Consider the following 26,194-nt stretch of genomic DNA (forward strand, 5'->3'; position numbering starts at 1 on the left):
CTCGAGGTGAGGCGATCGCCCACCACCGTAGAGCCGATCACTCAATCATTGGCCTGCGACGTAGACTCCCAGGCCGCTCCGAATATCGTGCCATCACTGCGGCCCACGGTATCGTGGGCAATGGTGCTCTGACCTTCATCGAGCAGGTACTCCGCGACCAGCCCTGCTCGCGGGACAACACCCGATGAGTACAGGGCCGCGATCTCGGCTCGACTGAGCGATCGATTCCAGACCCTGATCTCGGCGAGACCGCCCAGAAAATAGCCGTGCCCATCCCGATGGCCCATGCGAAGGGGTGCGTCACCGCGCTTGGGCGTGATCACTAAGGGAGGGTGCGACTCGCAGCTCCCGTCTCCCGTGCCCCGGTACTGGTCACATTTCCGGAAGACGCCGTTCTTGTAGATGTACGTCCGTTCGCCGTCTGCAACGCCGACCACGTGAATCCACCGGCCTAGTGTGATCGGATCCTGGAAGTAGCTGCCGACTCCCTCATGGCCCTCCGGATTGAACACGTAGAAGCTGATCCTGTTTTGTCGATGCTCGGTATTATCCCGGCTGTACATCCGGAACGCCCATTCCTGCGTTCCCTGCGCGCCTGAGCCTTCACCCTTACCCAGCCAGTGAACGTATCCGGTGCCGTCCGTCCGAGGAAATTTCAGGGTGTCGGGTTTCATCCAGGCCGACACTGTCAGCGCACCGGTGGCGGTGATGCTGAACTTGTCGCTGTCCGGGACTTCGACGTAGCTCCTGATTCCATCAAACTGAAGGTACGTGCCAGGGAAACCAGGCGCTCCGCCGCCGCCAACAACGGTGCCGGGCGTCGGCTCGACGTCGGTACGGTCGCGAGTCACGTCGGCGCGCACACCAGCCGCTTTGGCGTGGAGGATGCCCACAGGCTGCGGCCGGAGGATCGCGTCGATCAGTGCGGGAAGCGGATCGTCCTTCGGGGCAGTGATCTGGCCGGCGAACGCGATCTGGCGGGCGCTCTCAAACCTCGCCGCTTTGTAGCCCACGGTCACGTCGTAGCGGGCGGGGCCCGCCCGGCGCGCCGTTACTTCGATGCTGTTGCCCCAGACGCCCGGCTGTCGCGCACTCAGCTCGATCAGGCCCGGCACGCCCTGCTCGGCCAGATAAATCCGCGCCGGCGCGCCGCGGCTGCCGAGGGTGAGCGCCCTGGCGCGGGGATGGCGGAAAGGAACGACCATGGGTTCCCATCCCAAGGGCGGGCTGGGCTGGTTCAGGAATCTCGCCGTCACCAGCTTCGAGCCGTTGATGCGGTCGTTGATGCGGTTGACAAGATAATCGGGGTCGCCGCCAGGATCGCCCAGAACGCTGGGCTCGAGTACGGCGCTTGGAAAAGTCTCGGGAGTATTCCCCGGCAGCCCGAACCGGGCCTCGTCGAAGCGCGCGCCGAACGCTTCCGGCAAGTCTGCCGGCAGGTTGACCACGAAGGCACCCGGCCGGTATCGGACCCACTGAAACAGGACCTCAACGGTCGGGTCGGTGAGCGGCGGCGCCGGGGCAAAAACGGCCGCCTCCACCTCCGGCGCCGCATCCGCGAAACGGCTCACATCGAAGATCCCGCGCTCATGACAGGTACCTCCGGCGAACCTCGTCTGGTCGAAGTGACCGCGGTCGTAGCGCGCGCTGTCGCAGTTGAGGTACAGCCACTCCGACCGCCCGCGCGGCAGGATCAGTGCGGCACCTTTGTCCACCTCCTCGCCGAAGACCAACTGCGAAGGCGCGCTGTTCACCTGCCACGTCAGGCTGTCCGGCGTTCCGGTGCCGGTCCCGATGGTGACGCCGGAATGGGCCTCGACCACGGCGGTTCCGTCGGCGGCCGCGCCCGAGAAGGTCACATCGAACAAGCGCGCGATGCGCTCCGCGACCATGACCGGTGGTGTACCCTCGCCCGTAAAGAGCGGTCCCTCTGCCACCACGGGGCGGCCGGCGTAGAATCCAGGCGTGGCGCCGGCACTCGGGCGCAGCAAGCACAGCAGAGCGCCGGCGGCGTCTACCAGCCTGGCTCCGGATGCGTCAACGAGCACCTTTCCCGTCAGGCGAATCCTGCTTCCGTCTGGCGCAGGGACGCCGGTGCCGGCAGCCAAAGCCGCGTCGACCACGTCGACCGCGGTCTGATCCCCGGCCGCACCGCGCTGCCTGGCCCGCAGAATGACAATGGCCGGAGCATCCGGATTGTTCAATTGCAGCGATGCCCAATCGCTCGCGTCGCCGCCCACGAGGTGCCAACTTCCCCTGAGCGGCACGTGAGCTTGCGCGCCGAGCGGACCGGCCAGGATCCGGGAGCCGGGCACGACCGCCGCGCCGCCGTCCGCCGCCACCACCTCCGCACTCAGGTGCGAGTCGCCGCCACGCCGGAGGCGCAGGCGTTCACCCGGACGAATGAGCACCGTCACCCGAACGCGCACACCCGCGCTCAGGTTCACCAGCTCCGGACCGGCGTCGCCGTGCGGCGCGCTGATTTCGACGCGCAGATCGGCGTCCGCAGCGCCATCGTTCATGACAGACCAATGATCGCCGTGCCGAACAATGCGCGGCGGCTCATCGATGCTCGCAGGCGGATATTCGATGAGCTCTAGCGCGCGCAGAGGCACAATCTGCAGGCTGCTGTTCCCGCCGCTGGTCGGGGACGTCAGCCGCAAGTGATCGCCGTCGGCCACCGAGGCCACGCCGGGCAGGGCGGCATTGATCCTGTCGACGACTTCATCGGCGAACGTCCGGTCGGGCGCCGCACCGGCCACGTCCAATTCCACGGGACGGCTGCCGTCAACGGACAACGCGAGTGTGGACCGCTCGGCAAGGTTGACGCCTGCCCGGAGATCCGCCACGCCCGTAATAGCGGCCGGAGCCGGATCCACGCCCGTGGTCACGTCGGGTACCTGGCCGAACAGGACCTGACGCGCATCGCTCGCGGTGTACGCGAGGAGATCCAGCCGGCCGGCCGAGCCGGGCGCGACCGACGTGAGAATGAGATGAGTTCCGTCGTCGCCGGCCACCGGCTTGCCGAGGGCGTCGTTGACGGATTTCTGGATATCGGCCAACGTGGCATGGGCGGGATCGGCGGCGGCCTTGGCCGTATCCACGTCAACCGGCGCGCCGCCGTCCACGGCGATCCGCATGAACCGGACCGTGCTGAGATCGATCCCGCCCGCGAGGGCCGGCGTGCCCACCACCCTGGCCGCTTTGGGATCGGCGCCCTGATACGTCCGGGGCGTCGCGATGCCGAAGAGGGTCCGGGTGGCGTCCGGCCCGGCCGGAGTTGAAAATTCGATGCGGCTGTTCGCGCCAACCGAGGGCGAGGTCAAGATCAGCCGCCTGCCGTCCGAAGTGGCAATGATCGCGCGCAGCGCCACGTTGACGGCGGTGACGATATCGTTCAGCCGGGTGTGCGCGGGGTCGGCGCCCGCGCACGCGATCTCCACGGCCGCGGCGCCGTCCACGCCGATCTTTACGTGGCTCGCGGCGCCGAGGTCGACGCCTCCACTCAAGTCGACGGTACCTTTGAAGGTCACACGCGTGCCCTCGGAACCGCGTACCGTCGTCGGCGCGATTGCAAGCAGGGGTCCAAGTACATCGGTACCGCGCGCCCGCTGGAACTCGATCCGGCTTCCGGAGCCGGTCGTGGGCGACGTGAGGAACAGGTGCCGGCCGTCGTGGGAGGCGACGGCGCTTCCGAGCCTGTCATTAACGCCCGCGACGATTTCGTCGAGAACTGCCACGCGCGGCCGGGCGCTGTGCTTCGCGCAGTCTATGTCTATGGGCGCCCCGCCGTCCACACCTACTCGGAGAAATCTGGTCTCGCGAAGGTCGACGCCGCGGCTGAGATCCGCCGCTCCTTCGACGCGGGCCGGGGTGGCGGCGGCGCCGGCGGCCTGAGCGCGGACGAAGCCGAAGAGAGCCTCCGTGGCCTCGTCGGTGATGAAGGCGCGGGTCAGAAAGCGGCGCCGCAGTTCGACCGCGAGCGGCACGACTTCGACGCTGCCGGCCGCGCCGACCGTCGGCGACGTAAGGATGAGATGCCGGCCGTCGTCGGACGCAACCCCGGCGCCCAATGCGACGTTCAGGGCGGCGTTGAGTTCAGTCAGCCTGGCAGTCCGCGGGTTCTGCGCGACGGTGCGGAGATCGACGACCACGGGCGGACCGCCGTCGAGCGCGACGTTGAGCAGGTGAACGGCTCCCAAGTCGACCCCGGGGACGGTCTGCCCGGAAGGGTCCTGATGCTGGCTGAGGTCGGGCGTGCCGACGAGTCGCGCAGCGGTGGCCGGTGATCCCGTGAAAATCCGCGGCGGAATCCCCAGGACGTCGAAGGTGGCATCTCCCGAGGCCGGCGCTTCGAGGACCACCTTTCCCGCGGCTCCCGCCGTCACCGACTGGACGCTGATACCGTGGCCCGCCAGGGCCGCCACCTGAGCGTGGAACGCGGCGTTGATGGCGCCGACAATCTCGATCGCCTGCGTGCGCGTCGGATCCACGCCCGTGCAGTCGACCGTGATCGCATTGCCGTCGATCCGCACGCGAACGTTCGAGCGCAGGCTCAGGTCAACACCCTGACGCAGGTCGGCCGGGCCCACCAACTTCGCCGGCTGTGCATCCATGCCGGTATACGCGGCGGCGACCTGCCCAAACAGGAGGGGCGTAGCGTCCTGGGCAGCGGGGGACTGAAAGACGATACTGCTCGCGAAGCCGGTCCGTGTAGAAGCGAGGGTGAGGAAATGCCCATCGTGAGAGGCGATCGCGGCCCCCACCGCGGCATTGATCGCGTCGCGGATTTGATCGAGCGTGCTCGTCGCGGGCACGGGCCCCGCGCAGTCGACCTCGGCCAGGTTCATGCCGTCGACGAACAGGCGCAGATAGCGGGATTCGTGGAGGTCTACGCCGCCGCCGAGGTCGACCGTGCCGGTGACTTGCGCCGAGGTAGCGTCGCTGCCGTGCACGGTGCGCGCGGGGAGCCCCAGGAGGTGCGGCGCCGCATCGCCGTCCACGTCCTGGATCTCGAGCCGGCTGGAGGGACCCGAAGTCGGCGAGGCCAGCGTCAGGTGGTGACCGTCTATGCCGGCGATCGTGAGACCGGCCGCCGTGTTGATGGCGGCCACGATCGCAGCAAGCGTCGCTGCGGCGGGATCGGGGACGTGCGCCTTCAGGTCCAGGGCCACGGCGCCGCCCCCGTCCACGGCCCAGCTCAGGATCGACGCCTCACGAAGGTCGAGGCCGGCCGCGAGGTCCGGCGTTCCGGTGACGCGGGCCGGGGCCGACGGCGACCCGGTCACTCGGACAGCGTCCACGCCGAGCAGAAGGCTGGCGGCGGCGTCGCCCCGGGGCACGACCGTAACCAGGCTGTCGTCCGGCCGCGTCCACCAGGCGTCCATGTCCTCATAGGCGTCGGCGAGATGCAGTCCGAGGCCTTCGGCCGTCAGCCGCAACACGCCCTGTACTGTCGCGGTCCCATCCAAGAACGTGCGGACGTACCGCTTCAGGTGCTCGCGGAACTCCTCGACGGCCTCGTCGTCGCGTGGCGCCAGGGCGTAGAGCGACGCGATGCGCGCCAGGTCGTCGATCAGTTCCGCGTCGCGGTCGGCGAGATCGACCCAGTGAGCCTGCATGACCGCCGCGAGGCTGTTCTCCGCCTGGAGCAAATCATTTCCGACGGCGTCCACGAGAGAGTACAGCGCCGTGGGCCGGGGCACCGCGCGGAACGTGCCGGGGAGATAGCCGAGGATGCGGTCCGTTTTCGTCGGCATCTCAACTCGCCGCGAGCGCAATGTCCCCCGGTTCGACGTCGAGCGCGATCGACCAGTTCTCGCCGCCGATTACGCTGACGACCTGGAACTGGCCCGCGGTGATCTCCGCGTCCGTCGCGCGTCCCCCGCTCGCCCCCTGGACGAGGCTGCGATCCGGAATGCGGCGCTCGGTGGGCGCGGTCGGGGCCTCCTCAGTCAGCACGGCCGTGAGCGCGGCGCGCAGCGCATTGACGTCGCCTGCCGGGGCCGCGGCGATGGCGTCGAGGAGCGCGTCCACCAGCGGCTCGGCGCCGGGCCGCGCAACGTCCGACCGCCAGGTGACGGCATCGGCAACCTGGATGTTTTTCGCATCGCCGACTTCCTTTACGCTCTTGGCAATGGCCGCCAAGAGGTCTTGCGCCTTGGCCGGGGTCCCGGCGCTCAAGCCGTCCACATACTGCTGCATGGCATCGATGATCTCGTTGACCACCTTCACCTTGCCGTCGGGCGTCAGGCCCTTGGCGATCTTGACCGTCAGGCGTGGCTTGAAGAACACGTAGCGGGCGACGACCGTTGCCAGGACGCCGGCCGCGCGTGTCTCCTGGATGGCGCTCCGAAGGCTCACGAGGCGCTCGGGCTCGGTTTCGACCAGGAGGACCACGGTGCCGGGGTCGGAGCGCTTCGCCGGCGCGCTGTTGGGATCCCAGACCTCACCCAGCTTCGCACGCTCTTCGAAGACCGCGCGGGCGAGCGCCGCCAGGGTGGCCTTGCCCACACTTTGCAGAACGGCCTTCGCCCGCGCGCGCAGATCGTCGTCGCTCTCATCGCTGGCGCCGAGGACCGTCGCGTCAAAATTCGTCACGCGCGAAATCCCGGTGATCGCCTGCGCAAGCGTGGTGATCGAGCCTGGCGGCACCACGCCCGACGGGCCCTTTGAAGCCTCGCCGGCGCGCACCGGCACGTCGATCCGCACCTGGCCGCGCTGCAGCGTCCGCATTTCAGCGGTCACGAAGGTGGCATCGCCCTTCCCCGTGCTGAGCAGCGTGCCTTCGGGGATCGTGATATTCCCGTCGCCGGCGGCGGGATCGCGGAAGAACGTGACGAGCCCGGTGGCATACTCCTTGGTCTTGCGCACCACGCCCAGGATCGAGACCACGAGGTCCAACGACTGCCCGGTGGCGCTGTCCACGAATCCGGCCAGGTAGGCCTGGTTGATCTGTTGGTAGACGGTGGCGATCTCCCGGCCGATGGCTTCGGTGATGGTTCGCGTGACGCTGCCGATGTTGATATCACTCAGGGGCGACAGCGTGTCCACACGAAAATAATCGACATAAAAGACCGTCTCGTCGTCGGGCCGCTGGCCGCCCGCCTGCCACGCGATCGCGTTGTCGCCGGCGGAGAACAGGTAGTCGACCCCGGCCTGAAAAGTCTGATGACCGGGCGTGAGCCGGCCGTTGACTGTCCGGGACACCGTGCCCTTCACACTGCGCACATCGCGGGCGGGCTGGGAGAGCGGGTACAGGTCTTCCTTCACGTCGAAGAAAATCGGTTCGTTCACTATACCGCCCACGATGGCGGTCAGGATGTCGTCCACGATCTCCGAGTACGGGCGATCGATGAGGGTGATCGTTTGGCCGTTCACGGGGTCGGGCCTCCCTCCAGAAAGAACGGGAAGACCAGGTTGATCGGCGTGTCACTGTCAATCGAGAGCAAGGACACGCTGATGTCCATGCGGGTGCGGTCGGCCGCGTTTTGCAGGACGTTGATCGACAGCACCTGCTTGACGCGCGGCTCTCCGGCCAGCGACTGTAGGACGAACATCTTGGCCCGGTTGCGGTTTGTGTCATTGTTCAGTTCGCCGATCAGCTCGAACAGCCGCGAGCCATAGTCCGGATGCCCGAGGACGGTCATCTCCCCCATGGGCGTCAGGAACCGCAGCAGCAAAGCCTGCTGGAGGTTCTCGGCCCCGTGGAGCGTCGCGAGGTCGACCATGCCGGTTTCCGGTCGCTTCGTCGTGTACAGGTCGCTGCCGCGGTTGCGATCGTACTGGAACTCAAGATCGCCAAGCAGCCGCAAGTCGCTTCCAAACCGGAGAGTCTTGTCTGGCATTTTCCCTGCGCCCTCCTCCTATGGCCCGTCCGCGCCGTGCGCTCCCCCCGGGGCCCCGCTCACGGCGGCGACTGGTCGGTAACGTTGGGCGCGGCCGGCGGTCCGAGGATCGTCAGGATCCCCGGCGGACTGGGAATGTTATCGCCCATGCGCACCAGCGGCTGGCCGCCCAACGTCACGCCGGTACTGCCGAGTGGGCCGATGACGAGCGGGTACGGGAATCCCCAGACCGAGTTGACCATCAAGCACAGCGACCCGGCGGTCGCGAGCGGCATCCCGCCCGCCGTCACAAACGGCTGGAAAATGGCGATGATCGTCCCCGTGTCGGGCGGGCCGGAGGCCCCCGGCGTCACGACCACCGCGCAACCAATTGTCACGGGCATCCCGGGCATGACCCGTCTCCCCAACCTATGGCGAGAACGACGTAATGCCGTTGACCGAGATCGTGGCGCCCCGGACCGTGGCGGAAGCGCCGCCGTCCACGGTCGCCCCCACGTTGGCCTGGATCGAGGCCGAGCTTTGCGCCTGGGCGCTGAAGTCCAAGTCGGCGGTGATTTTCACGTTCTGGCCCTCGATGCTGACGTCGCCGCCGGCCCTAAGGGTCATAGAGCCGGCCGCCTCGACGGTGACATCCCCGTCCTGATTCATGGTGATCTGCGTCTGGCCGGCCAGCACGGTGACCGTGCCGCCGCTGCCGTCCGGCTGGTCGAGCTTCATCTCGCTCTTCCCCGCCGCAGCGCGCACCGTGCCGTCCGTGATCCGCACGGTGATCTTGGGCGGCATCTCGATGACGATCTCGCGCGGCGGCGAATTACTCTGGTGGTTGCGGACGGCCCCCTTCACGGTTTTGTCGTCGTCGTCCGCCAACGGCAGGCGAAAGATGACCTCGTTCGGATTGTTGAGCGGCGGCCGGTCGCCGTCGTTGTAGAGCCGGCCAATGATGATGGGCTGGTTCACGTCCCCTTTGTCGAAAGCGAGGAGCACAAGATCGTCCTTGTTGGGGATGGCAACCGTGCCGATGTGGCCCGTCGCCACAGGTACCCGCTTCAGCAGCAGCCCGCTGTTCTTCAGGCGCACGTCGCAAGCGTAATTGTCGCCGTCGCCGCCTGCGCTGTGCGGGTAGACGGTCTCAACCAGCCCCAGCTCGGCCAGCCGCACGCTGCGCAGCTCGTGCCGCACGATCTCCTGGATGGTGTCGACAATGGTACTCATGTCAGACGTCCTCTCGGCCCATGTTCTCTCGTGCGCCGCTACAAGGCCGGCGTCGCTCCCCCGCTCACACTGATGGCCCGGAAGCCGACAGCGGTCGTGAACCCGTCCCGCTTAGTGATGCGATGGGTGACGCTGCGCACCTGAAAGTTTGTATTGAGCGCGCTGTCCGGCAGGCCGCGCAACCCGATGGCGTCGCCCAGCGTCACCTGCGGCCGTCCAATGGTCAGTACCCGGCCCCGGACGGTGCGCCGCAGGATGCGGGTCGACGCCGCGTCAGCCGCCGCCTGGGCCGCGCTGCTCGTGCGGAGCGCCGGCCGCTCAAGGAGCAGCAGGGGATCGCCCGAGCCCGCCGTCCCCTTCGAGTCGCTGAAGTCCTTGGTCAGCCAGGCCCACGCGTCGTCGCCCTGGCTTCCGGACGGGCTCTCGCCCCACGCCTCAACGCGGCCGGCGTCGGGAGGCGTACGCTCGACCTGGAGCGCCACAATGTGTTTGGTGTACTCGAAGACGTGCACCGTCTTTCCGTTGATGAACTTTTCAAAGACCAGCTTGCCGTCTGGAGTGAAGTACAAGTCAAACCCGCACAGCGCGGCGAGGTCGAGCATGTGGCGGTAGAAGCTGCGACGGCCGTCGACGACGTAGGCCAGGAAATTGACGCCGTCCTCGGCGTTTTCCACGTCCACCTTGGCGCGGCGCGCCAGGTCGCCGACGATCTGGCCTGCCGTTTTGTTCTCGTAAGTCTGGTCGAGAAACGAACGGAGCAGGACTTCGGCCGGAGTGTATCCCGCCACTCGCACGGCGGTCAGCGCGGGCTCGACCGTCACCACCGTGCCGGTGAGCACCTTGGTTAGTCCGCCGTTATCCGCGTAGCCGAGCTCGATCGCCGCGTCGTCATCGCGTGCAGGCTTCAGGCCATCCACCGGACCGAGGATGCACTCGAAGCTGTCGGCCGGAGTGTCGAGGTCGAGGCGCACGGCGAGATCCACTACCGTGCTGGCCTTGGGCTCGTGGGTGGTGTCCACCACTTTGCGGCCCATTGTGAGTTTGTAAGCCGGCGTCAGCAGCATCTTTGACGGTCGCCCCTCACGGCTGAGTCTTTTCCGCGCCTAGCCAGGCGAGCAGAGCCTGGGTGGAAGCAGTGCCTTGGTAGCGGCGGAGGATTGCCTCCACCTTTGCGCGCTCCTGGGGGGAGTCGCGAAACACATCATCAGCGTCTCGGTCCGGCAGCCCGCCTTGCACTCCCAGCAGGTTGGGGAGAAACGTCTGAACAATGTTGTCCGTCACACTCGGGTCCTGATCCACTTCGAGCAGCCGGAAGAATGCGCGCGCGAGCCTGTGTACGTGCTCCGGTGTCGCGGCTGGCGAGTGAACCGTAGTTGAGTACACCGCGTTGATCAGCGCCCAGCGTGCGATCGGCGAAAGCTCCGGCGTCTCAAGCAGCCGCAGTAGGGACTCGAACACTGTCAGATCTGCGAGGGCGGGGCCGGCGAGCTTCGCCCAGAGGTACTCGGCGAAGAGATAGCCAAGAGAGCTCGCCTGCTGAAGGGCGAGGTTGACAATCGCCGCTGGCGGCAGGCCTTCCGCGTCGGCCCGCAGAGCCAGCCGGACATTCGCAAGGTTGCCTTCTGCGGGCATGATCTGCTGGCAGGTTCCTTCTTCCAGAAGGCTCTCCACCGGTCGATCGGCTCCGCTGCTGGCAAATGCCAGAAGCTCGGTTCCGGAATCGAGGGGCTGGTTTGACCAAACTCCGGGCGCAGCCGGCCGGCGAGGTGAGCCCGAAGAGTACTGGGTGACTCGGAGGCGCATCTGCTCCCCGGGTCGCCTGTCTACCGTGCCTTTCAAGACCTCGAGCAGAGTGATGGTAAGGTGGGCCGAACGCTGGAGCCACCCGTCGCGCGGCGCCGACCACCCGCCGACATCAGCGTCTTCCATTCGGATTCGCAGAATGTGCGTTGCCTGGAGCACAATCGATGTATGTTCCAGGCTCGCCGCGGTCATGGGTCTTGGGACCTCCACATCAAGTCCGCGCGTCCGTTGCGAGCACGCTGAGCCCGGCCGGTCCTCGCACTTCGAGTCCCGAACCCTGCACCGGAGACGCGAGGCGCGTAGGAGCACCGTCCCGAGTCAGGGTCACGCTGTTCGCGAGAGCCGGCCTCCCCGTGGTATTGGCCGCTGGTGGCGCCGCGCCGGCAACTAACCCGGTGGCCGGCATGGTGAAGTTGGTACCGATGGCGGTCGCTGCAGCGCTTTGCTTTGTTTCGGTACCGGTAGCCGCCGAGATGTAGACGTTGTATCCTGTGGCATCGCCGAACGCGCGCGGCGAGGTAACCACCAGCAGCCTGCCTGCGGGCACCGCGAGGCTCGCCTCCGCCGAGACTGTCGTCTCACCGCGAGCGTTGACATAAGTGACCTGCGCGAAGAACGTGGTGGCCGCCGCAGCCGACGACGTGAGAGCGGCAGCGCCAGGAGCAGCCAGACCTCCTGACGTATCGGTCGTCGGCGGCACGGCGCCTGCCACCAGCCCTGTCAAGGGCTCGGTGAAGTTGGTCCCGATCGGAACTGGCGCGGCGTTTTGCCTCGTCTCGCTTCCCGCAGTCGTGCCGACGTAGATGTTGTATCCGGTGGCGCTGCCGGACGCGGGCGGCGACGTCACTACCAGGCGTCGGCCGGCAGCCAGCGCCACGCTGCCCTCTGCGGATGCGGTCGTCTCACCTGCCGCGTTGACGTAGGTGACCTGAACGAAGTCAGTCCTGGGGGCCAAGGGTCCCCCTGCGACTGAGCTTAGCGTCGGCCGTGCCGGAGGGGCCAGCGCTACATCCACGTTAAACTGGATAGCCCACGTGTTTGACTGCACGCTCGAATACAGCCGGCACGCGGCGTCCGGCGTCGCGCCGGGCACTCCGGTGACATTCGTCCAAACGCAGAGGTCGGTTCGAAAATTGAGGTTGAAATGATATCTCAGGAGCGTACCCGGGAAGCCGCCGTGGGCGGCCGGCACCACGTCCCCTGGGCTATCCCACATATGGACGCGCCACTGCTCGCCGACGCCGGGTGGCGCGACAGGTGTTTTGGTGACGCCCGGCTGCGGCGGAGGCCCGGGAGGCCCGGGCGGCACCACAGGCGGTCCCGCCGCGCCCTCGGTGCCAACAGCCGTATTTCCACCGGTCCCCGCGGCGGCGAGGACTGACACATCCAGGAACGGCCCTGCCAGAACGGATGGAGCGGCGCCACCCGGAAGGAAAGTGGCAGGTCCGCCCGGCGCCCTCCAGATGCTGACGCGCTGGTGGGTCCGGGTGGGCGGTGGAGGAGCGATGTCGTCGTACCCTGCGACAACGTCTTCGCCCGGTGGAACTGTGGGCGAAGTAGCCACCGGCAGTTCGCTCTGGACCCAACCGGCCATGAGCCGGTCCAGTCCCCGTCGCCCGGCTGCGCCGCCACCGATGACAAGAATAGTAGCGTCGTTGTGGATTGCAGAAACGGTTGGGTTGGCGAATGTGTTGCCGCCGGGCGCCGCGGGGACATTCCCCGTGGTCAAGTCGAATCCAGCTGTGGTTGCCAGCGCCGGCGTTGGCACCGCAGTCAGCGTGCCTGCTCGAAGTGTGGTGACGTTGGCCGGGGGGTTGGCGACGCTGCTGTTGGCGACTCCCTGGGACCGAATCAAGACGAGGTTCGTAACGATAAACGGCTCCTTGTCGATCCCGAGGTCGTACGCGTTGTTGCCGTTGCAATCGATGAACGGCCGTATGAAGAACGACCCGGTGTTGTCGGCCAGAAGCGTCGCCTGCAGCGGGTTCGCAGCGTTTGGCGCGAGGGTCGGGACGGGGCGGCCGGGGTTGAGCCCAATAATGGCGGCGTTGTCTCCGGTGACGGCGGTGGTGTCGCGCTGCACGCCCCAACGCACGGGCACGCCCGCCGGGGCCACGCGGACGCTGAGATTGACCAGGTCGCCGGCCACAACTGAGTTTTCAACCAAGACAAGAGTCGATGCTGCCGCGAAGTCCTCGGCGAAATTGGTGATGTCGAAGGTATGCCGAGCCACGGGCGAGTTGACCGCGGAAGCCGGGACTGGCGGATGTACCCGCGGCGTGTTTGCACTCGTTGAGGGCACGTCCGCTACCAGGTGACTGAACTGCACAACCGTCAGCCGCGTTCGGTCGCCGTCGTTCTCAACGGCGCGAAGACCTAGTTGAAAGCCGGTATCCCTGAGGGCGCCGCTGACGCCCCTGCCTTGCGCAAAGACCTTGAGGCCGCCCGCGGGCACCGTGGTGGCATTGAACTGGAACGGGTTGGCCTTTGCCGTCTCGCCCGCTGTCGGGTTTTCGTTGTCGAAGAGCCGTACTTTACTGTCGAGCGCGCCGATTGTGTCGCCGGAGACCGTCACGTTTCTGAGCACCAGGTCGCCGGCGAATCCCGCCGGCTGCACCTTCACCGTCATCAGTGCTCGCCCATGGTGATTGCCGGCATCCTGTACGTGCGCGAAACGGCCTCCAAACCACTTGTCCGTAGGAGTGGTCCCGGGAGCGGGTGGACCGGTGGGCTGCGGCAGCGGAGCCGGATCGACACCCGCGGCCGTCCGACTCATGAAGATATCGAGGTCAAGCTGGACAGCCGTCATCGTCGCAGTCGCGGGCGCGCCGACCGGGATGGCGCCGGGCGACAGCGCGAGTGTCAGCGTAACGTCATTGGGTCCGGCGCTCGCTGCGGCGGCCTCGGCGAAGAGCTGCACTCCGGCCGAAAGTTGCGCCCCCGTAAAGACATTGTCGGTCCCGTCAAAGGTGATTTCGGTTCCGCCTGAGGCCGCAGTGAAGAACCGGATGTTGGCGCTCGACCGTGTGAACGTGCCGGGGCGCGGAAACTTCGTGGATGTTCTCAGCGTGACCTTCTGCCTCGCAGGACTGGTATGGGGTTTCTTCACCAGGACTGCCGGGCTGGCCAATGCGATGGTCGGGTTGACCGGGGCCTTCGGCGGAGGGTTTACCACCGCCCGTGCGCCTCGCGCTGCCTGGCTGACATTCGCACGTGGCGCCTGCGTGACCCCGGCGGCCGGCGCAGTCGGTGTTGCAGCCCCGGCCGTGAGTGCGAAGCACACCACGGTCTCGTGTTCGGAGTCCGGAGGATCCTCGGCGGAGCGAGCCAGGAAGGGACCGAGGACCTCCAAGGTACAAATCCCCGGGTGCTTCGGGTTTCCCGGAAAAGAGAAACTGCCGTCATCGCCGGTGCGTCCCGGGATCGGCCGGCCGGTAGGACGTTCGCCATTCATGTACTCGCCGTCCGGCGCGGTGAGGACGAAATCGAGGTTCGCGGCCGGCGTGCCGTCCTCGAAGGTGATCGTGCCGCTGATCACCACGGTCGATGGGTCTACGGGCTGGATGAGAAACTTGCCTGGCTGCGGCTCCTTGCGCGCCGTGAAGCAACAGCGCTGCTTCGGATCGCCCGGTCCAAGGCACCACGAGGTGCCTCCTGCGCCGGGCGCCGGCAGATCAAACGTCACGGGCTTTGCCACCTGGCACGGGATATGGTCGGCGTTGACAAAGAGCATTTCACAGCGCCGGTTTGGCCGCCAGGCGTCCTGGGTATTTTTCACAGGATCCTTCTCGCCGCAGCCGAGCCATTTGACGATTCCGCCGTCACAGCCGTTCGCGGCGTTTCGGAAGAATTGGCTCTCCGGCACCGAGAGCGGCTCCTGGCCGAGGTAGGCCTGGATGAGCGCCGACCAAGTCACGTCATCCACCAGCCCGGTGACTGGAAGGCTCTGGTCCTGCTGAAAGGAGCGGACAGCGACGTCGGTCTCCGGGCCGTGCTGTTCGTCGATCGCACCGGAGTAGTAGCCCAGATCCTGCAGCATGTACTGGTACTCGCGCGTGCCCCAGGTATCGCTCACGCTCGGCAGCGCGCCGGTGGCGCGGCGGCGAAGTACGTTCCACTCGGCGACGGCGCCCGCTTGGTCGCGACCGAAGGTCAGCGCCGCGAAGACCGCGCGTCCCCGGCGCTCAGAAAGCGACTGGTTGTAATCATCCGAGCCCACCAAGTCCGTGTGCCCAACGATCAACAGCTTCCGGTCGGGGTGGGCTGTGGCAAAATCCGTGACGTGCTTCAACACCTCCAGCATGCACGGCTCGACGAAGGCCTTGTCAAACTTGAAGTGGACGACGAAGGTCACCGCCACGGGCGGGCCGGCTTTGAGCGTGATCGTGACCTTGGTGGTCTGGCCCCTGCGGACTGCGGCGCCCGCAGAACCGGACATCGGCGGGTCGGTCACCACCGCCCGCGCCGTGTACTGTCCGGGCGGCATCTTGTCTTCCGTCCAGACGTTGTTGGCCCGGTTCGCCAGCGTCTTGGAGAACGGCGACCCGTCGTCCTTGGTGCCGTCGACGCTCACCGTCACGGTGCTGAAGTCGAAGTTTGGCTGGCCCTCCACGATGACTTCGACCGCCAGCGTGCCGGTATCGACGCTCGGCGGCGGCGGGGGCGGTGGTGGCGGCGGCTCGACCTTCGGCTGGGGGGGCGGCACAAACTCGCGCAGGGTAAATGCGTATTCGAAGCGCGCGGGCTTGCCGGCGACTTCGCGTACCCCGATTTCTTCGATCAGGACTTTGTCGACCTTCGTGGCCGCGGCGATGTCCGCCGTGAACGGCACCGGCGCCGCAGTCTGGAATTTCTCCCGCAGCTTTTTCAGCCCCTCGCCGGCGTGGTCGTCGCTGAGCACACCGCTGACGCTGAGGCGGGTGGCACGGCGTCCGAGGTCCTGGAGAAAATCGCCGTCCAGGGCGGGGACACTCTGCTGGGCCAGGGTCTCCTGTTCTTCCGCCTCCACCTCCTGCACCTGTTGAAGCTCGACATCGTCGAGCATCGGCTTGACCGCCATTCGGTTCGCCTCTCCTTATGGCCGCCGCGACAATGAGCGTCGTATGATCTAAGACTTGAGCGAATTGAGATCCTGAACGATCCCGTCGATGAGGTTGAGAATGTCCGTCTTGACTTGATCCAGCGACGGCAGACCGCTGACCACGTCCGTCACGCCGAGCACGTCGTCGATGGCGGCCTTCTGGTCGGGCAGAAGAGTCTCTGCGGTCTGGAGCAGGCTCTTGACGGCCGTGGTGAACTGCGACACTTGCGACAGCCCGGGAATGCTCGAGACGTTCAGGTTCTGAATCGCCGTCTTGAGCTGGTTCATCAAATTGACGAGCTTGTCGATCAGATCGCCGATCTGAGGCAGAATCGCCTTCAGCGCTTGGATGGCCGGCTTGATCGTGGCGACGTTCGAATCCAAAAACGTCTTGAAATCGTTCAGCGCCTTCTTCAGGTCTTGATAGAGATTCGTTGTGTCGGCCATGACCGTGTCTCCTCTCTTCTGAAGGAAGACTTGTCTTACGGTCCACCGGGAGCGCCCTGGGCCTGCTGGAGACGACTCAGGAAGCCACTGAAGATCGGGACGAAACGCTCCAGGCCGGTGGCGAAGGCCTCGGCAAGTTTGAGCCCTCCCGCGATGCCGTCGACAAGTTGCTTGGCCTCGTCCAGGATGCCGGCATCCAGGCCTGAGGTGTCCTCGGGCTCGACCGGCTTGATGAACTCGCGCAGCGTCAGCACGTAGGCGAAGCGTTCCGGTTTGCCGGCCAGGTCCTGGAGCCGGAGGTCATCGATTAGGACCCGATCAATCTTGCTGTCGGCGACGATATCGGTAGTGAACGGCACCGGCGTGGAGGCGCGAAACTTGGAGTCCAGTTTGTCGGCAAAGTCGCGCGCGTCCGGCCCCGTCGCTACGCCCCATAGGACAACCCGCGTGGGCGCCCGCCCGAGATTCTGCAACAGGCTCCCGGCCATGCCGGGCGGCTTGTGCTCCGCCAGAGCACGGCGGTCGAGAGTGACAATTTCTTGCACCTGCGGTAGTTCGAGATCGTCCAACATCGGCTGCATGATTCCCCCGAAGCCTAGTCCGCCGGTGTTCTACCGGCCCGCTAAACGTTGATGCCGTGGCGGCGGGCCTGGCCGTCCAAGATTCGCTTGATCTTGTCCGCCAGCGCGCTGAGATCGTCGCTCGTCCTGGCCGCGTCGTCTCGAGCGCCGTCACCGGCCAGTAGCGAGGCAACGTGAGGAGCGGATTCCCCCGGCGGCTTCGCCGCGATGAGTGCCGGCAGCCTCTCGACCACGACTGGCGGCGAGATCGTCAAAGGAGCCGGCGGCGCGGGTGCGTCGACCGGCGACGCCTTGACTGCGGAAGGCGTCGCCCTCGGAGTGCCGGGCCGAAGCGGACCGTTGCCGGCGTTCGCCGCCGGTGCACCAATCAAATCGTCCGCGGGAAGCGCCGGCGCCGAGGAGGGGGCGAAGGATCTCTGCAGGCTCGCCGAAGCCCCGCGCTGGCCGGCATCGGGTCCCGGACCGACGGTCGCCGCAGGGCGCCGCGCGCGCCCGACTCCGGATGAGGCGTCCGTGAGTGAAGCCCCGGCCCACGCGGTCAACAGCTCAGGCGGCGCGCTGCGTCCGTCGACGCGAGAAGACCATTCGGGCGCCAGCGCTGTGCACTCCGGCATGGTCGTCGACTCCGAGCCGGCGGCATCCATCCGAAACGCGTGGTGAATCGTCTTGGCGGCTCGCCGCGCGGCCCGAGAGGCCCAGGTATGAACCAGCAAGTCCGGCCTGTCACCAGGGACAGCCGTTACCGGACGTTGTTTTCGGCGCCCATCGCGGCCTCGGAGCCCACGCTCGGGTTGGCGACGTGGACGGCCCGGAGCGCGTCCCGGTGTTGCCCTTCCCGGCCGAAACGAGGACGTAGACGCCTCTCCATTGCGGGCGCTCGTCAGCGCAATGACGGGTCGCCCGCCGGCGAGCCGTCCTAGTAACTCCCGAGTGGCCTGCCGCGGCAGGTCGAGAAGCCGAGTGAGAACCCGACCGTCGAGGGATTGCGACGGACCGGTTGAGGGCGGCTCGGGAGGCCGCCGCAAAGTTGGCGCCTCGCCCGACCCGGCGAGCGCTCCTGGGGGCGTCGCCCTGCCGGAAAGAAGGCCGAGACGAGCTGGCCCGCCTGGCGCCCCCGAGGGCGCGGCGGCGACCCTGGGCGCGACGGCGTCGTACGTTTCGGATGTCAGCGCAGTGAGAGCCGTCCCAAACAGCGGACCGTTTCTCAGTTCTGGACAGGTGTCAATCACAACCTTCAGCCACGCGCAACAGCGTGCCAAGGCGGTGAGCCTGACGGCGCCGGCAATTGCGCGCCGCCAGCCGGCGGGAGTCCTTCCCCCGGACAGCGGGGCCCGTCTCCGGATGCCTTCGAGAAGCCGAACCACTTCGATCATTGACTAACGCCACCCCGTCCCGCCATTTCCAGATAGAGCAGAATCTGACCGATGGTCATGCCGCTGACCTGTTCAGGCGTCCAGCCAAATTCCCGCGCCAGAACGAAGCACGCCTTGGCCAGGGGGGCTTGAACATATTCTTCAAGTTCGTCTCGCGGTGTCGTGATGCCGCTGATCTCGTTGATGCGGTCCACGAGGAAGCGCGCCAGTCCCGCCGGTAACTGCGAAATCTGCTCGAGTTTGAGCGCCGGCTCGACCATCGCCTGTTGGATCATGAAGGCGGCCGACAAACTGTCGTCATCGTGAACGGCCTTGGAGATCCGCTGCAGGTCACGCACGCTCAGCGGGCGCAGGACGACTTTCCCTTCGGACGGCGCGGCGCCGTTTTGGCCGAGCAAGTCTCCGGGGATCGTGATCTCGTGGGTGATGCCGGCCCCGGCGAGAAGATCTTCGACCCTGAGCATCATCGACGCATCGACGCCTCACCGGCTAGGTGGCGAAGGGTTTGTGCTCGGTCGGTGATCCGCCGCCCGCGGCCGCTTCCGCATCGATCACATGGATGGTGAGCGCGCGGAAATCCACGTTCTCGATCACGAAATCGTCTTCGGGGATTGTCTGGGACCAGTTCTTCAGCTTCACGCCGTCCAGCACCAACTTGGCCTCGTTGCCCGGCACGGCCGGGTCCTTGAGGTCCACGATCATCCCGAAGGCCGGTTGGACATAAGGTTCGGCAATGGAGTTGGAAGCGACCCCGCGCCCCAACAGGAGCGACAAAAACGCGCCGGACACATAGGCCCGGCCGATCTTGCCGGAGATGTGGATATCCCCGGGGTGCAGCGACACGGGATGACGCCGGCCAATCTCGTGAAATTCCTCCAGGTCGGTCTGGACGAATACCTCGATGTCGGTCACCCGACCGATCGCGGGGGAATCCGTCCCGCCATAAGACTGGAAGACCGCCTTGGCATCCGCGCCTTCGGGGCTGTCGATCACCGATAGATGGAGGGTCCCGTTCTTGCCTGTGAAGACGTTTGTCATCGCCATGATCTCGTCTCCTTACTGCAGGAACATCGTGACCTTGATGAAATCGATGCTGAACACGGGGCGCAGCGTCATCGTCACCTGCACGATTCCTTTGATTTCCTCGTCGCGAGTGGCGGTGACATTCAGTTCGTAACTGATGAGCATCTCATCGTCGACCATGCTCTTCAGGAAACTGTTGAGCGTCGCTCGAAGGGCGCCCCGCACCCGGTCGTTATTGAGCAGACCGATGTATGGCGTCGCCGCGGAGCGCACGCCGAACTTCGCGTAGTCCACGATGCGGCGGGTCGTAATCTGGCGAAAGGGTCCGTCCTGCGTGGTGATGGCCTTGACCACGCGAAAGCCCAGCCGCTTCTCGAGGGCCAACACGCGCGCCTGGACAAGCTGCGTCAATTGCGCGGTGGTGTACTGATCTGCGAGGCCGTCCACACTTAACGTCTTGTTGGTCAGACTGACGTGCGGCGGGAAGCGGGCGATCAGACCGGCAATCGCCGCCGCGGTATAGGCCCCGGGCAGGGTGACGTCCACCGGCGGGTTCGCGGCCGCGTCGGTGCTCAGGATGCCGGGAGCCACGAAGATGACGCGGTCGCTGTCCAGGTTGTGACTCCGGATCGCGTCCGCCGTGGCCCCGACCCCGCTGCCCACGACGGCCACCCGGTCGTGCTTGATGGTGTCGCCGGAGGCAAGCTGGCAGTGGGCATCCAGTTTGTTGCCGAACGATTGGTCCTGTCCCGCGGCCACGATAATGTGGGCCTCTTCGTTCAGGAGCGCGTCCAAGCCGTCCTCATAGTTGGCTCCCGCGGCGTCGTTCTTGCCGCCCAGGAACGGGCTGAAGTCCGACGCGGACGCATTCTTGGTGGGCCGCTCGCCGGCGTTGGCCTGGGGTGCGGCCGCGACCCAGGACGCCGGCGCGTCGGCGATCTGTTCGACCAGGTTGTTACCATCGGCGACGTTGTACGTTTGCTCATTCACCGGCGTCGGACCGAGGCGGATCGTCACCTTGACGGCACTGGACTTGTCGACGAGGTAGGTGGCACTGATCTGATCCGCCGGCCCCACCAGGTCGCCGAAACTCAACTGCCCATTGGCGCGGTTCACTGCCACCTGCCCCGGCCCCGGGGCGCCGGCACCGGGATCGTCGTCCGGGAAGCCCCCTCCATACAGAATCTGGAGGGGACGGCTGACGAGAACGATGCGATTGCGGGCACTCCTCACCACCGGCTTCCGTCGCAAGGTAATGGGCGCGGGCTCATTGCCCTGGTGCGACTCGTTCTTGACGTAGGCGTGATCGTCGGCGTCCGTGACGTTGACGAGCAGATCGTTCCCCCAGGTGCCCTCGGAGGCGGCGGTCAGTCTCACGCACGCCCCGCTCGCAGACGAAAGCACGATGCTGGCCTCGGCGGCGCCGGCGCCGGCCACGCGGACGGCGTAGACGGTGGTGGCGCCCAACTCGAAGGCCAGCTCCAGTGCTCGCACCAGCGTTAGCTCGCCGCTCTTGCCGTCGATCCAGGGGTCGTAGCGATAAAACTGCTGCTGCGCTTCGGCGAAACTCCCGAGAAGAACGGCGTGATTGAGGGGGCCCTTCGCGGCCGTCCCTACGACGCCCAAATTGTTCACGGTCACTTGTCCTGGCGCGATCAATCCTTCGGGGCGGACCTCGATGTACGTGCCTGGCAGAATCATCTCGGCCATCTTCGCGTCTCCTTCCCGCGCTCAATCGCTCGCGACGGCAGTCGGCGAATGGTGCTCAAGTTCCTCGAGTGGCGCGCAGGTACACCACGGCCACTCGATCAAACGGAGGGACCTGGTACGTCACGATGAACCGGTCTGTGATCGCGGGCAGACTGATGGCCGGCGCGATCGAGAGCGTCAGGGGTCTGTACTCGTCCGTGACCCCATCCAGGTCCCAATCACCCATGAACACCGGGAGCCCGGCGGAGCTGAACGCCGCCAGAAAGGCCCCGAAAGACGCAAACGTGACACTGGCGTGACGCTCAGAGGCGCCCGGGCCGGCGGCCGCGGCCAAGAACGCGGCCAGCGACGGGTGAGCGACCGGCGCGCCGACCGCACCGTCAAAGGTCCGCGTCAGGGTGACACCGGCGGTCGGCGCCGCGCCCGGAACGAAGGCCAGGAGCCACAGGCCGCCAATAACAAACGGGCCTCGAACCTCGAGCGCGGCAGCGCTCACGTTATCCCAACGCGCCATCTCGTCCGTCACTACTGTCGAGTCCGGGAATTGGCTGTCGATGTCGATGGGGACGCGGGCGATGAGGCTGGCGGCGCTGTCGCTGTCCGTATAGGCGTATTCGTAGAGGACGCGGTAGTCGGCATACTTGCGCCAGAGGTTCAGGGGCGCACCCGAGAAGTCAGCAGGCGGCGACGATTCCAGCGCCATGCGGAGGAAGCCTTGCTTGAAGAGATTGTCGACGTCGGCCAGCACTCGGGCGTTCAACGCGGTGATCGCGGCATCGACCTCGGCGGGGCCTCCCGCCCACAGCTGAAACCGGGCCACGGCGTCCAGCCGGACGCCTTTGGGGTCGACGACGGCGAAAGGGCCGAGCGAGTCGGAGCCGCGCCGGCTCCCGAGGCCCACGGACTTCTCTCTCACGCTTGCAACCAACACGGCGGGGTTGGGCAAAGGCGGCGCCGCCAGCGGGAGGTAGCCGTTGAGAGAGCCAATCATGGCCGTCAGGACCTGGTCTAGCGTCGGAGAATTGGCGACAGGCGCCATTGTCGGGTTTTTCCTTTGACTTGGGATCTATTCCCGCATGTCACCGAGCCGGTCCGCGTGAAATCGCCGATATTATCGCAACTGCGAGTTGAGCAGGCGCCTGTCCGGAGTCTGCGGAATCGCTCCGCTCCCCCTAGGGCGAACGTCTCCAAGGCGTCTCTCCAGCGTCTGAAAAGGGATGCCTCGTCCGGCGGGGCCGCCGGCGGCAACGAGTTGGTCGAGAGAAGTGAGAGGCCTCAACGGACATAGCCTCGGCAGTTGCGTGAATTTCCCAAACGCCGAAAAACCTGGGTCGAATCTCCGGGCATTTGGCATTGACAGGGGAACCCAAGAAGGTTACTGATATAAGGAGAAAAAGACCGCTTATGTCTACCCGGCCTCACGTTCTCCGCGGGAGTGGGCGCTGTGGATGTTGTTTCGGTCCGCCTCTTCGGTAAGTTCGAAACTCAGCGGAACGATTGTGTCCTAAAAGGTTTCCACGCGGCGAGAATCCGCGAGCTTTTTTCGTACTTGCTCGTCTACCGGAACCGCGTACATTCTCGAGAAGGCTTGGCAGCTGTGTTTTGGTCCGATGTTCCCAGCGCGCACTCGAAGAAGTACCTTCGACAGGCCTTGTGGCAACTGCAGGGAGCGTTTGAATTCGACTTACCGGGCGACCATTCTCCGCTGAGCGTGGATTCCACGTGGGTCGGACTCAATGCGGGCCCAGGTCTCTGGCTCGACGTGGCTCACTTTGAAGAGGCCGTGGGATCGGCTCAGGGCATCGCCGGTAACCATCTCAGGCCAGAGCAAGCAGCACGACTGCAAGGCGCCGTCGACCTCTACAGAGGTGATTTGCTGGAGGGATGTTACCAGGACTGGTGCCTTTTCGAGCGCGAACGCCTGCAAAACTCATATCTTGCCACTCTCGACAAGTTGATGGCGTACTGTGAAAGGCAAGGTCTGTTTGAGGAAGGGCTGGCCCATGGGGCCAGGATCCTGCGGTACGATCGCGCCAGGGAGCGGACACACTGGCAGTTGATGCGCCTTCACTACCTGGCCGGAGATCGGACCGGCGCTTTGCGCCAATATCAGCGGTGCGTGGACGCGCTCCGGCAGGAGTTGGATGTGGATCCCTCCGCACAAACGCTCGCGCTGCGCGATCAAATCCGCTCGGACCACCCAGTTGCTTCAGTAGACTCTGGAAAGCACCATTCTGGCAATGCGATGAGTGCTCCCGGGGCTCTTCCCGAAATCCTCACTCCCTTGAAACGACTCCGGATGGTCGTGGCTGAGGCGGAACGCCGGGCTCAACAAGAGATCGCGTCGATCGAGTCAGAGCTGAGCGCTCCCTTGAGTAGCACCGGTCCCCCACCCCTCAAGCCCCTGGAGTGCTAGACGCCGATCGCAGACGCTGAAGAGACAGGCGCAAGACACCGTCCGCACGCGGCTCCGATCTTCCTCTAGACTCGTGAGAGACCTCGAGTCTCTGGTTTTGTTGTCATACTGGTGGCCACGCCTCAGGTACCAGAGACCATGCAACAGGAAGACCGGGCTGGTGAGGATTCGAGTTGGCGGAAGGGGCTTCGGGCATCCGCCGATGAGCCTACCATCCACTCGTTCATCATCAAAATTTGGGTCGATGGAACCGGTGCAGGGGGCTCCGCCTGGACCGGTTCCATTACACACGTTCCTAGCAATGTGCGGCGCTCGCTCGGATCGTTGGAAGATATCGTCGCGTTTATCGCGCCCTTTCTGGCCCAGAAAGGGAAGTAGACCGCGAGTACTCTGCGGTCACACCAGACCGCCAGGAGCCGCCATTCGGCAGGGCCACCGTGCCGGACGAGGCCTCGACAAATTCTCGCAAGACTTTAGTGACTTATTTAAGCCGGCATGAGCGACGCGACCAGCGCGTCGAGGTGCGCGAGATCCCGCACGGAGTTGAGGAGCGCGAGGGCGTGCTCGCCCTGCTCCCGGGAGAGCACCCGGCCGGCGCAGTCCCGGAACTTCCCCTGGAGCTCATCCGCGCTTAATGGATTCTGCGGGGCGCCGCGCGGGTAGTCGACGCGCCGCTCCAGGATGGCGCCGTTTCGAAGATGGATCTTCACCACGACGTGGCCCTCTTCGATCGCATTGAACTCGACGGGGATGGTTCGATTCTCCACCGGCCGGACCGCCCGGAGGAGCGCCTGCGCCTCGGGCCGCCGGACCATCTCGTCGGTGAAGGTCTCAAGCGTGACGCGGCCGTCCAGGATCGCCGCGGCCACGACGTACGGCATGCTGAACTTGCCCTCCAGCCCGGTCCTGGGACGATCCCGGGTGACGGCGTCGAGGCCCCCGGGCGGCACAATCACCTCGACAAACTCGACGTCGCCGGAGGCGACCTCGTGGTCCCGGACCAGGCCGAGCGTGCCGTCGGCGGCGCGATGGGTCGCATAGCAGCAGGGGTACCGCTTGACGTTCATCCCGGGCGAGACCACGTCGTACGGGTTCCCTAAGGCATCGCCGATCCGCTCGATCCGCGCCTCGCCGAATGAGAACACGGCGAAGTACCCCAGCGGCGCTTCGAGGATCGCGGTGTCGCCCGTCATGCCCCGGCGCGCGAGCCGCGCGGCGAGCACGCCACAGCGGGCGGCGTGCCCCACGTGAAACGGCTTCGTCATGGTGCCGAAGTTCTGGCGGCTGCCCGAGGCCTCCGAGACGGCGATGGCCAGCGCGTGCTGCAGCGCCTCCGGATCCAGCCGAAAAAGCTTGCCCGCCGCCGCGGCGGCGCCGAGCGTGCCGAGCGTGGACGTCGCGTGCCAGCCGGCCCGGTAGTGCGCCGCGCCCATCGCCCGCCCGAGCTTTGCCATGATCTCGACGCCGGCGACGTACGCCTCCAGCAGCCGGCGGCCGGAGGCGCCGACCGCCTGCGCCGCGGCGAGCGCCGCGGGCAGGACGACCGCGCTGGAGTGCGCGATCGCCGACTGATTGACGTCGTCGTAGTCCAGCGCATGGGCACTGACGCCGTTGACAAGCGCCGCGCCCTCCATCGACGTGCGCAGGCGCGCACCGAGCCGGTCCGCGACCGGGTGCGCGTCCTCCTCGGCCACCGCGTCGGCCACGATCCGCGTGACCGGCTCGGAGACGCCGGCGAGGATCGCAGCCGTGGTATCGATGAGCGCCGAGGTGGCCGCATCGAAGACCGCCGCCGGCGCGTCGTCGATCGACATCCGGGCGATCCAATCCGCCACGTCGCGCGTAAGGCCCATTCGACTCCTCCAGACCAAGCGTCACCGTCTCCGGCAATGTGCCCCGCGGCCCCCGCGGTTCCCTTCTGCGGGAACCGGCGCGGCGCGGGCCGAACGCCCTCGTAGTACCCGAGCCGAAGGAGGGAACGCCATCGACACGATACCGGCATCGTCCACCCAGGCATCGCCCGGCCACGTCCTGGCGCGCGCGGCCGGGGAGGCGGGGCAGCCGCTCGTGCGCGCGACCCGGGCCGAGGGCGTCTACATTTACGATGATGCGGGGCGGCGCTACCTCGACGGCTCCTCCGGGCCGCTGGCGGCGAACCTCGGGCACGGGGTCCCGGAGATCCTTGCCGCGATGGAGCGCCAGCTCCACCTGATGACGTTCGCCCACGGCTCCGAATTCACGTCCGAGGCCCAGGAGCGCGCGGCGGATCTCCTGGTGACGTTCGCGCCGCCCGGCCTGTCCCGCGTGTTCTTCGTGTCCGGCGGCAGCGAGGCTACGGAGACCGCGATCAAGCTGGCCCGGCAGTACTGGGTGGACGCGGGGACGCCCACCAAATACAAGATCATCGGCAAGCGGGCATCGTACCACGGCGCGACGCTCGGCGCGCTGTCGGCCTCGGGGTTCGCCGCGCGCCGCGGACCCTACGAGCCCCTCCTGCTCCCGTTTCCGCAGATCCCGGAAGTGCATTGCCGCCGCTGCCCGTTCGGGCTGGAGTACGGCCGCTGCCGCATCGAGGGCTCCTCCGGCAGAGCGTCGCGGAGGCGCTGGCCTAGAGGGGAGACAGGTGTTGCGAAGCATGCTGTTCGCTCCGGGCAACGCCGCGGAGGCGACCACCCGAGCGCTGCATCATGCCGCCGCCGACG

The 26,194-nt window shown here is 66.5% G+C and carries 18 protein-coding genes; 2 read left to right on the forward strand and 16 right to left on the reverse strand.

Annotated features, from left to right (window positions below):
• Positions 1 to 41: 41 nt before the first annotated feature.
• The 15 genes from VGZ23_18110 to VGZ23_18180 all read right to left on the reverse strand — a co-directional run bounded on the left by VGZ23_18110 (position 42) and on the right by VGZ23_18180 (position 21,992).
• Positions 42 to 5,759 (reverse strand): LamG domain-containing protein, encoded by a 5,718-nt coding sequence (locus VGZ23_18110; GenBank protein ID HEV2359509.1) that lies wholly within the window; start codon positions 5,757 to 5,759, stop codon positions 42 to 44.
• A 1-nt stretch (position 5,760) separates the two neighbouring features.
• Entirely contained in the window at positions 5,761 to 7,332 is a 1,572-nt protein-coding gene (locus VGZ23_18115) for a baseplate J/gp47 family protein (GenBank protein HEV2359510.1), read from the reverse strand.
• A 44-nt stretch (positions 7,333 to 7,376) separates the two neighbouring features.
• Positions 7,377 to 7,814 carry a hypothetical protein gene (locus tag VGZ23_18120; GenBank protein ID HEV2359511.1) on the reverse strand — a complete coding sequence of 146 codons (438 nt, stop codon included), beginning with the start codon at positions 7,812 to 7,814 and terminating at the stop codon, positions 7,377 to 7,379.
• Between the two features lie 92 nt (positions 7,815 to 7,906).
• Positions 7,907 to 8,239: a hypothetical protein gene (locus VGZ23_18125; protein ID HEV2359512.1), complete on the reverse strand. Its 333-nt coding sequence runs from the start codon at positions 8,237 to 8,239 to the stop codon at positions 7,907 to 7,909.
• Between the two features lie 16 nt (positions 8,240 to 8,255).
• Positions 8,256 to 9,026 carry a phage baseplate assembly protein V gene (locus VGZ23_18130; protein ID HEV2359513.1) on the reverse strand — a complete coding sequence of 257 codons (771 nt, stop codon included), beginning with the start codon at positions 9,024 to 9,026 and terminating at the stop codon, positions 8,256 to 8,258.
• A gap of 71 nt (positions 9,027 to 9,097) precedes the next feature.
• Complete coding sequence (locus tag VGZ23_18135) at positions 9,098 to 10,123, reverse strand: hypothetical protein (protein ID HEV2359514.1); 1,026 nt, start codon at positions 10,121 to 10,123, stop codon at positions 9,098 to 9,100.
• A 16-nt stretch (positions 10,124 to 10,139) separates the two neighbouring features.
• On the reverse strand, positions 10,140 to 10,730 hold the full coding sequence (locus tag VGZ23_18140) for a hypothetical protein (protein ID HEV2359515.1): 591 nt from the start codon (positions 10,728 to 10,730) through the stop codon (positions 10,140 to 10,142).
• Between the two features lie 343 nt (positions 10,731 to 11,073).
• Entirely contained in the window at positions 11,074 to 15,921 is a 4,848-nt protein-coding gene (locus VGZ23_18145) for a peptidoglycan-binding protein (protein ID HEV2359516.1), read from the reverse strand.
• A gap of 48 nt (positions 15,922 to 15,969) precedes the next feature.
• Positions 15,970 to 16,389, reverse strand: coding sequence for a hypothetical protein (locus tag VGZ23_18150; GenBank protein ID HEV2359517.1), 420 nt, complete (start codon positions 16,387 to 16,389; stop codon positions 15,970 to 15,972).
• A 35-nt stretch (positions 16,390 to 16,424) separates the two neighbouring features.
• Positions 16,425 to 16,970, reverse strand: a complete 546-nt coding sequence (locus VGZ23_18155; GenBank protein HEV2359518.1) for a hypothetical protein — start codon at positions 16,968 to 16,970, stop codon at positions 16,425 to 16,427.
• Between the two features lie 41 nt (positions 16,971 to 17,011).
• The gene (locus tag VGZ23_18160) at positions 17,012 to 17,203 is read right to left on the reverse strand and encodes a hypothetical protein (protein HEV2359519.1); all 192 of its coding nucleotides are present in this window, start codon (positions 17,201 to 17,203) and stop codon (positions 17,012 to 17,014) included.
• Between the two features lie 1,136 nt (positions 17,204 to 18,339).
• Complete coding sequence (locus VGZ23_18165; protein HEV2359520.1) at positions 18,340 to 18,810, reverse strand: hypothetical protein; 471 nt, start codon at positions 18,808 to 18,810, stop codon at positions 18,340 to 18,342.
• 22 nt (positions 18,811 to 18,832) lie between these two features.
• A complete protein-coding gene (locus VGZ23_18170; protein ID HEV2359521.1) occupies positions 18,833 to 19,387 on the reverse strand; it encodes a hypothetical protein in 555 nt (184 codons plus the stop codon).
• A 12-nt stretch (positions 19,388 to 19,399) separates the two neighbouring features.
• Positions 19,400 to 21,076, reverse strand: coding sequence for a phage tail sheath C-terminal domain-containing protein (locus tag VGZ23_18175; GenBank protein HEV2359522.1), 1,677 nt, complete (start codon positions 21,074 to 21,076; stop codon positions 19,400 to 19,402).
• 55 nt (positions 21,077 to 21,131) lie between these two features.
• Positions 21,132 to 21,992: a hypothetical protein gene (locus VGZ23_18180; protein ID HEV2359523.1), complete on the reverse strand. Its 861-nt coding sequence runs from the start codon at positions 21,990 to 21,992 to the stop codon at positions 21,132 to 21,134.
• Positions 21,993 to 22,520: 528 nt separating this feature from the next.
• Between VGZ23_18180 and VGZ23_18185 the strand changes: the two genes are divergently transcribed.
• The gene (locus VGZ23_18185) at positions 22,521 to 23,492 is read left to right on the forward strand and encodes a bacterial transcriptional activator domain-containing protein (protein ID HEV2359524.1); all 972 of its coding nucleotides are present in this window, start codon (positions 22,521 to 22,523) and stop codon (positions 23,490 to 23,492) included.
• A gap of 485 nt (positions 23,493 to 23,977) precedes the next feature.
• Here the strand turns inward: VGZ23_18185 and VGZ23_18190 are convergent, their stop codons facing one another.
• Complete coding sequence (locus VGZ23_18190; protein ID HEV2359525.1) at positions 23,978 to 25,345, reverse strand: MmgE/PrpD family protein; 1,368 nt, start codon at positions 25,343 to 25,345, stop codon at positions 23,978 to 23,980.
• Between the two features lie 214 nt (positions 25,346 to 25,559).
• Between VGZ23_18190 and VGZ23_18195 the strand changes: the two genes are divergently transcribed.
• Positions 25,560 to 26,194, forward strand: a 635-nt coding sequence (locus VGZ23_18195; protein HEV2359526.1) for an aminotransferase class III-fold pyridoxal phosphate-dependent enzyme, incomplete at its 3' end; no start/stop codon positions are given.

This window comes from bacterium (assembly GCA_035945995.1).
Classification (GTDB): domain Bacteria; phylum Sysuimicrobiota; class Sysuimicrobiia; order Sysuimicrobiales; family Segetimicrobiaceae; genus DASSJF01.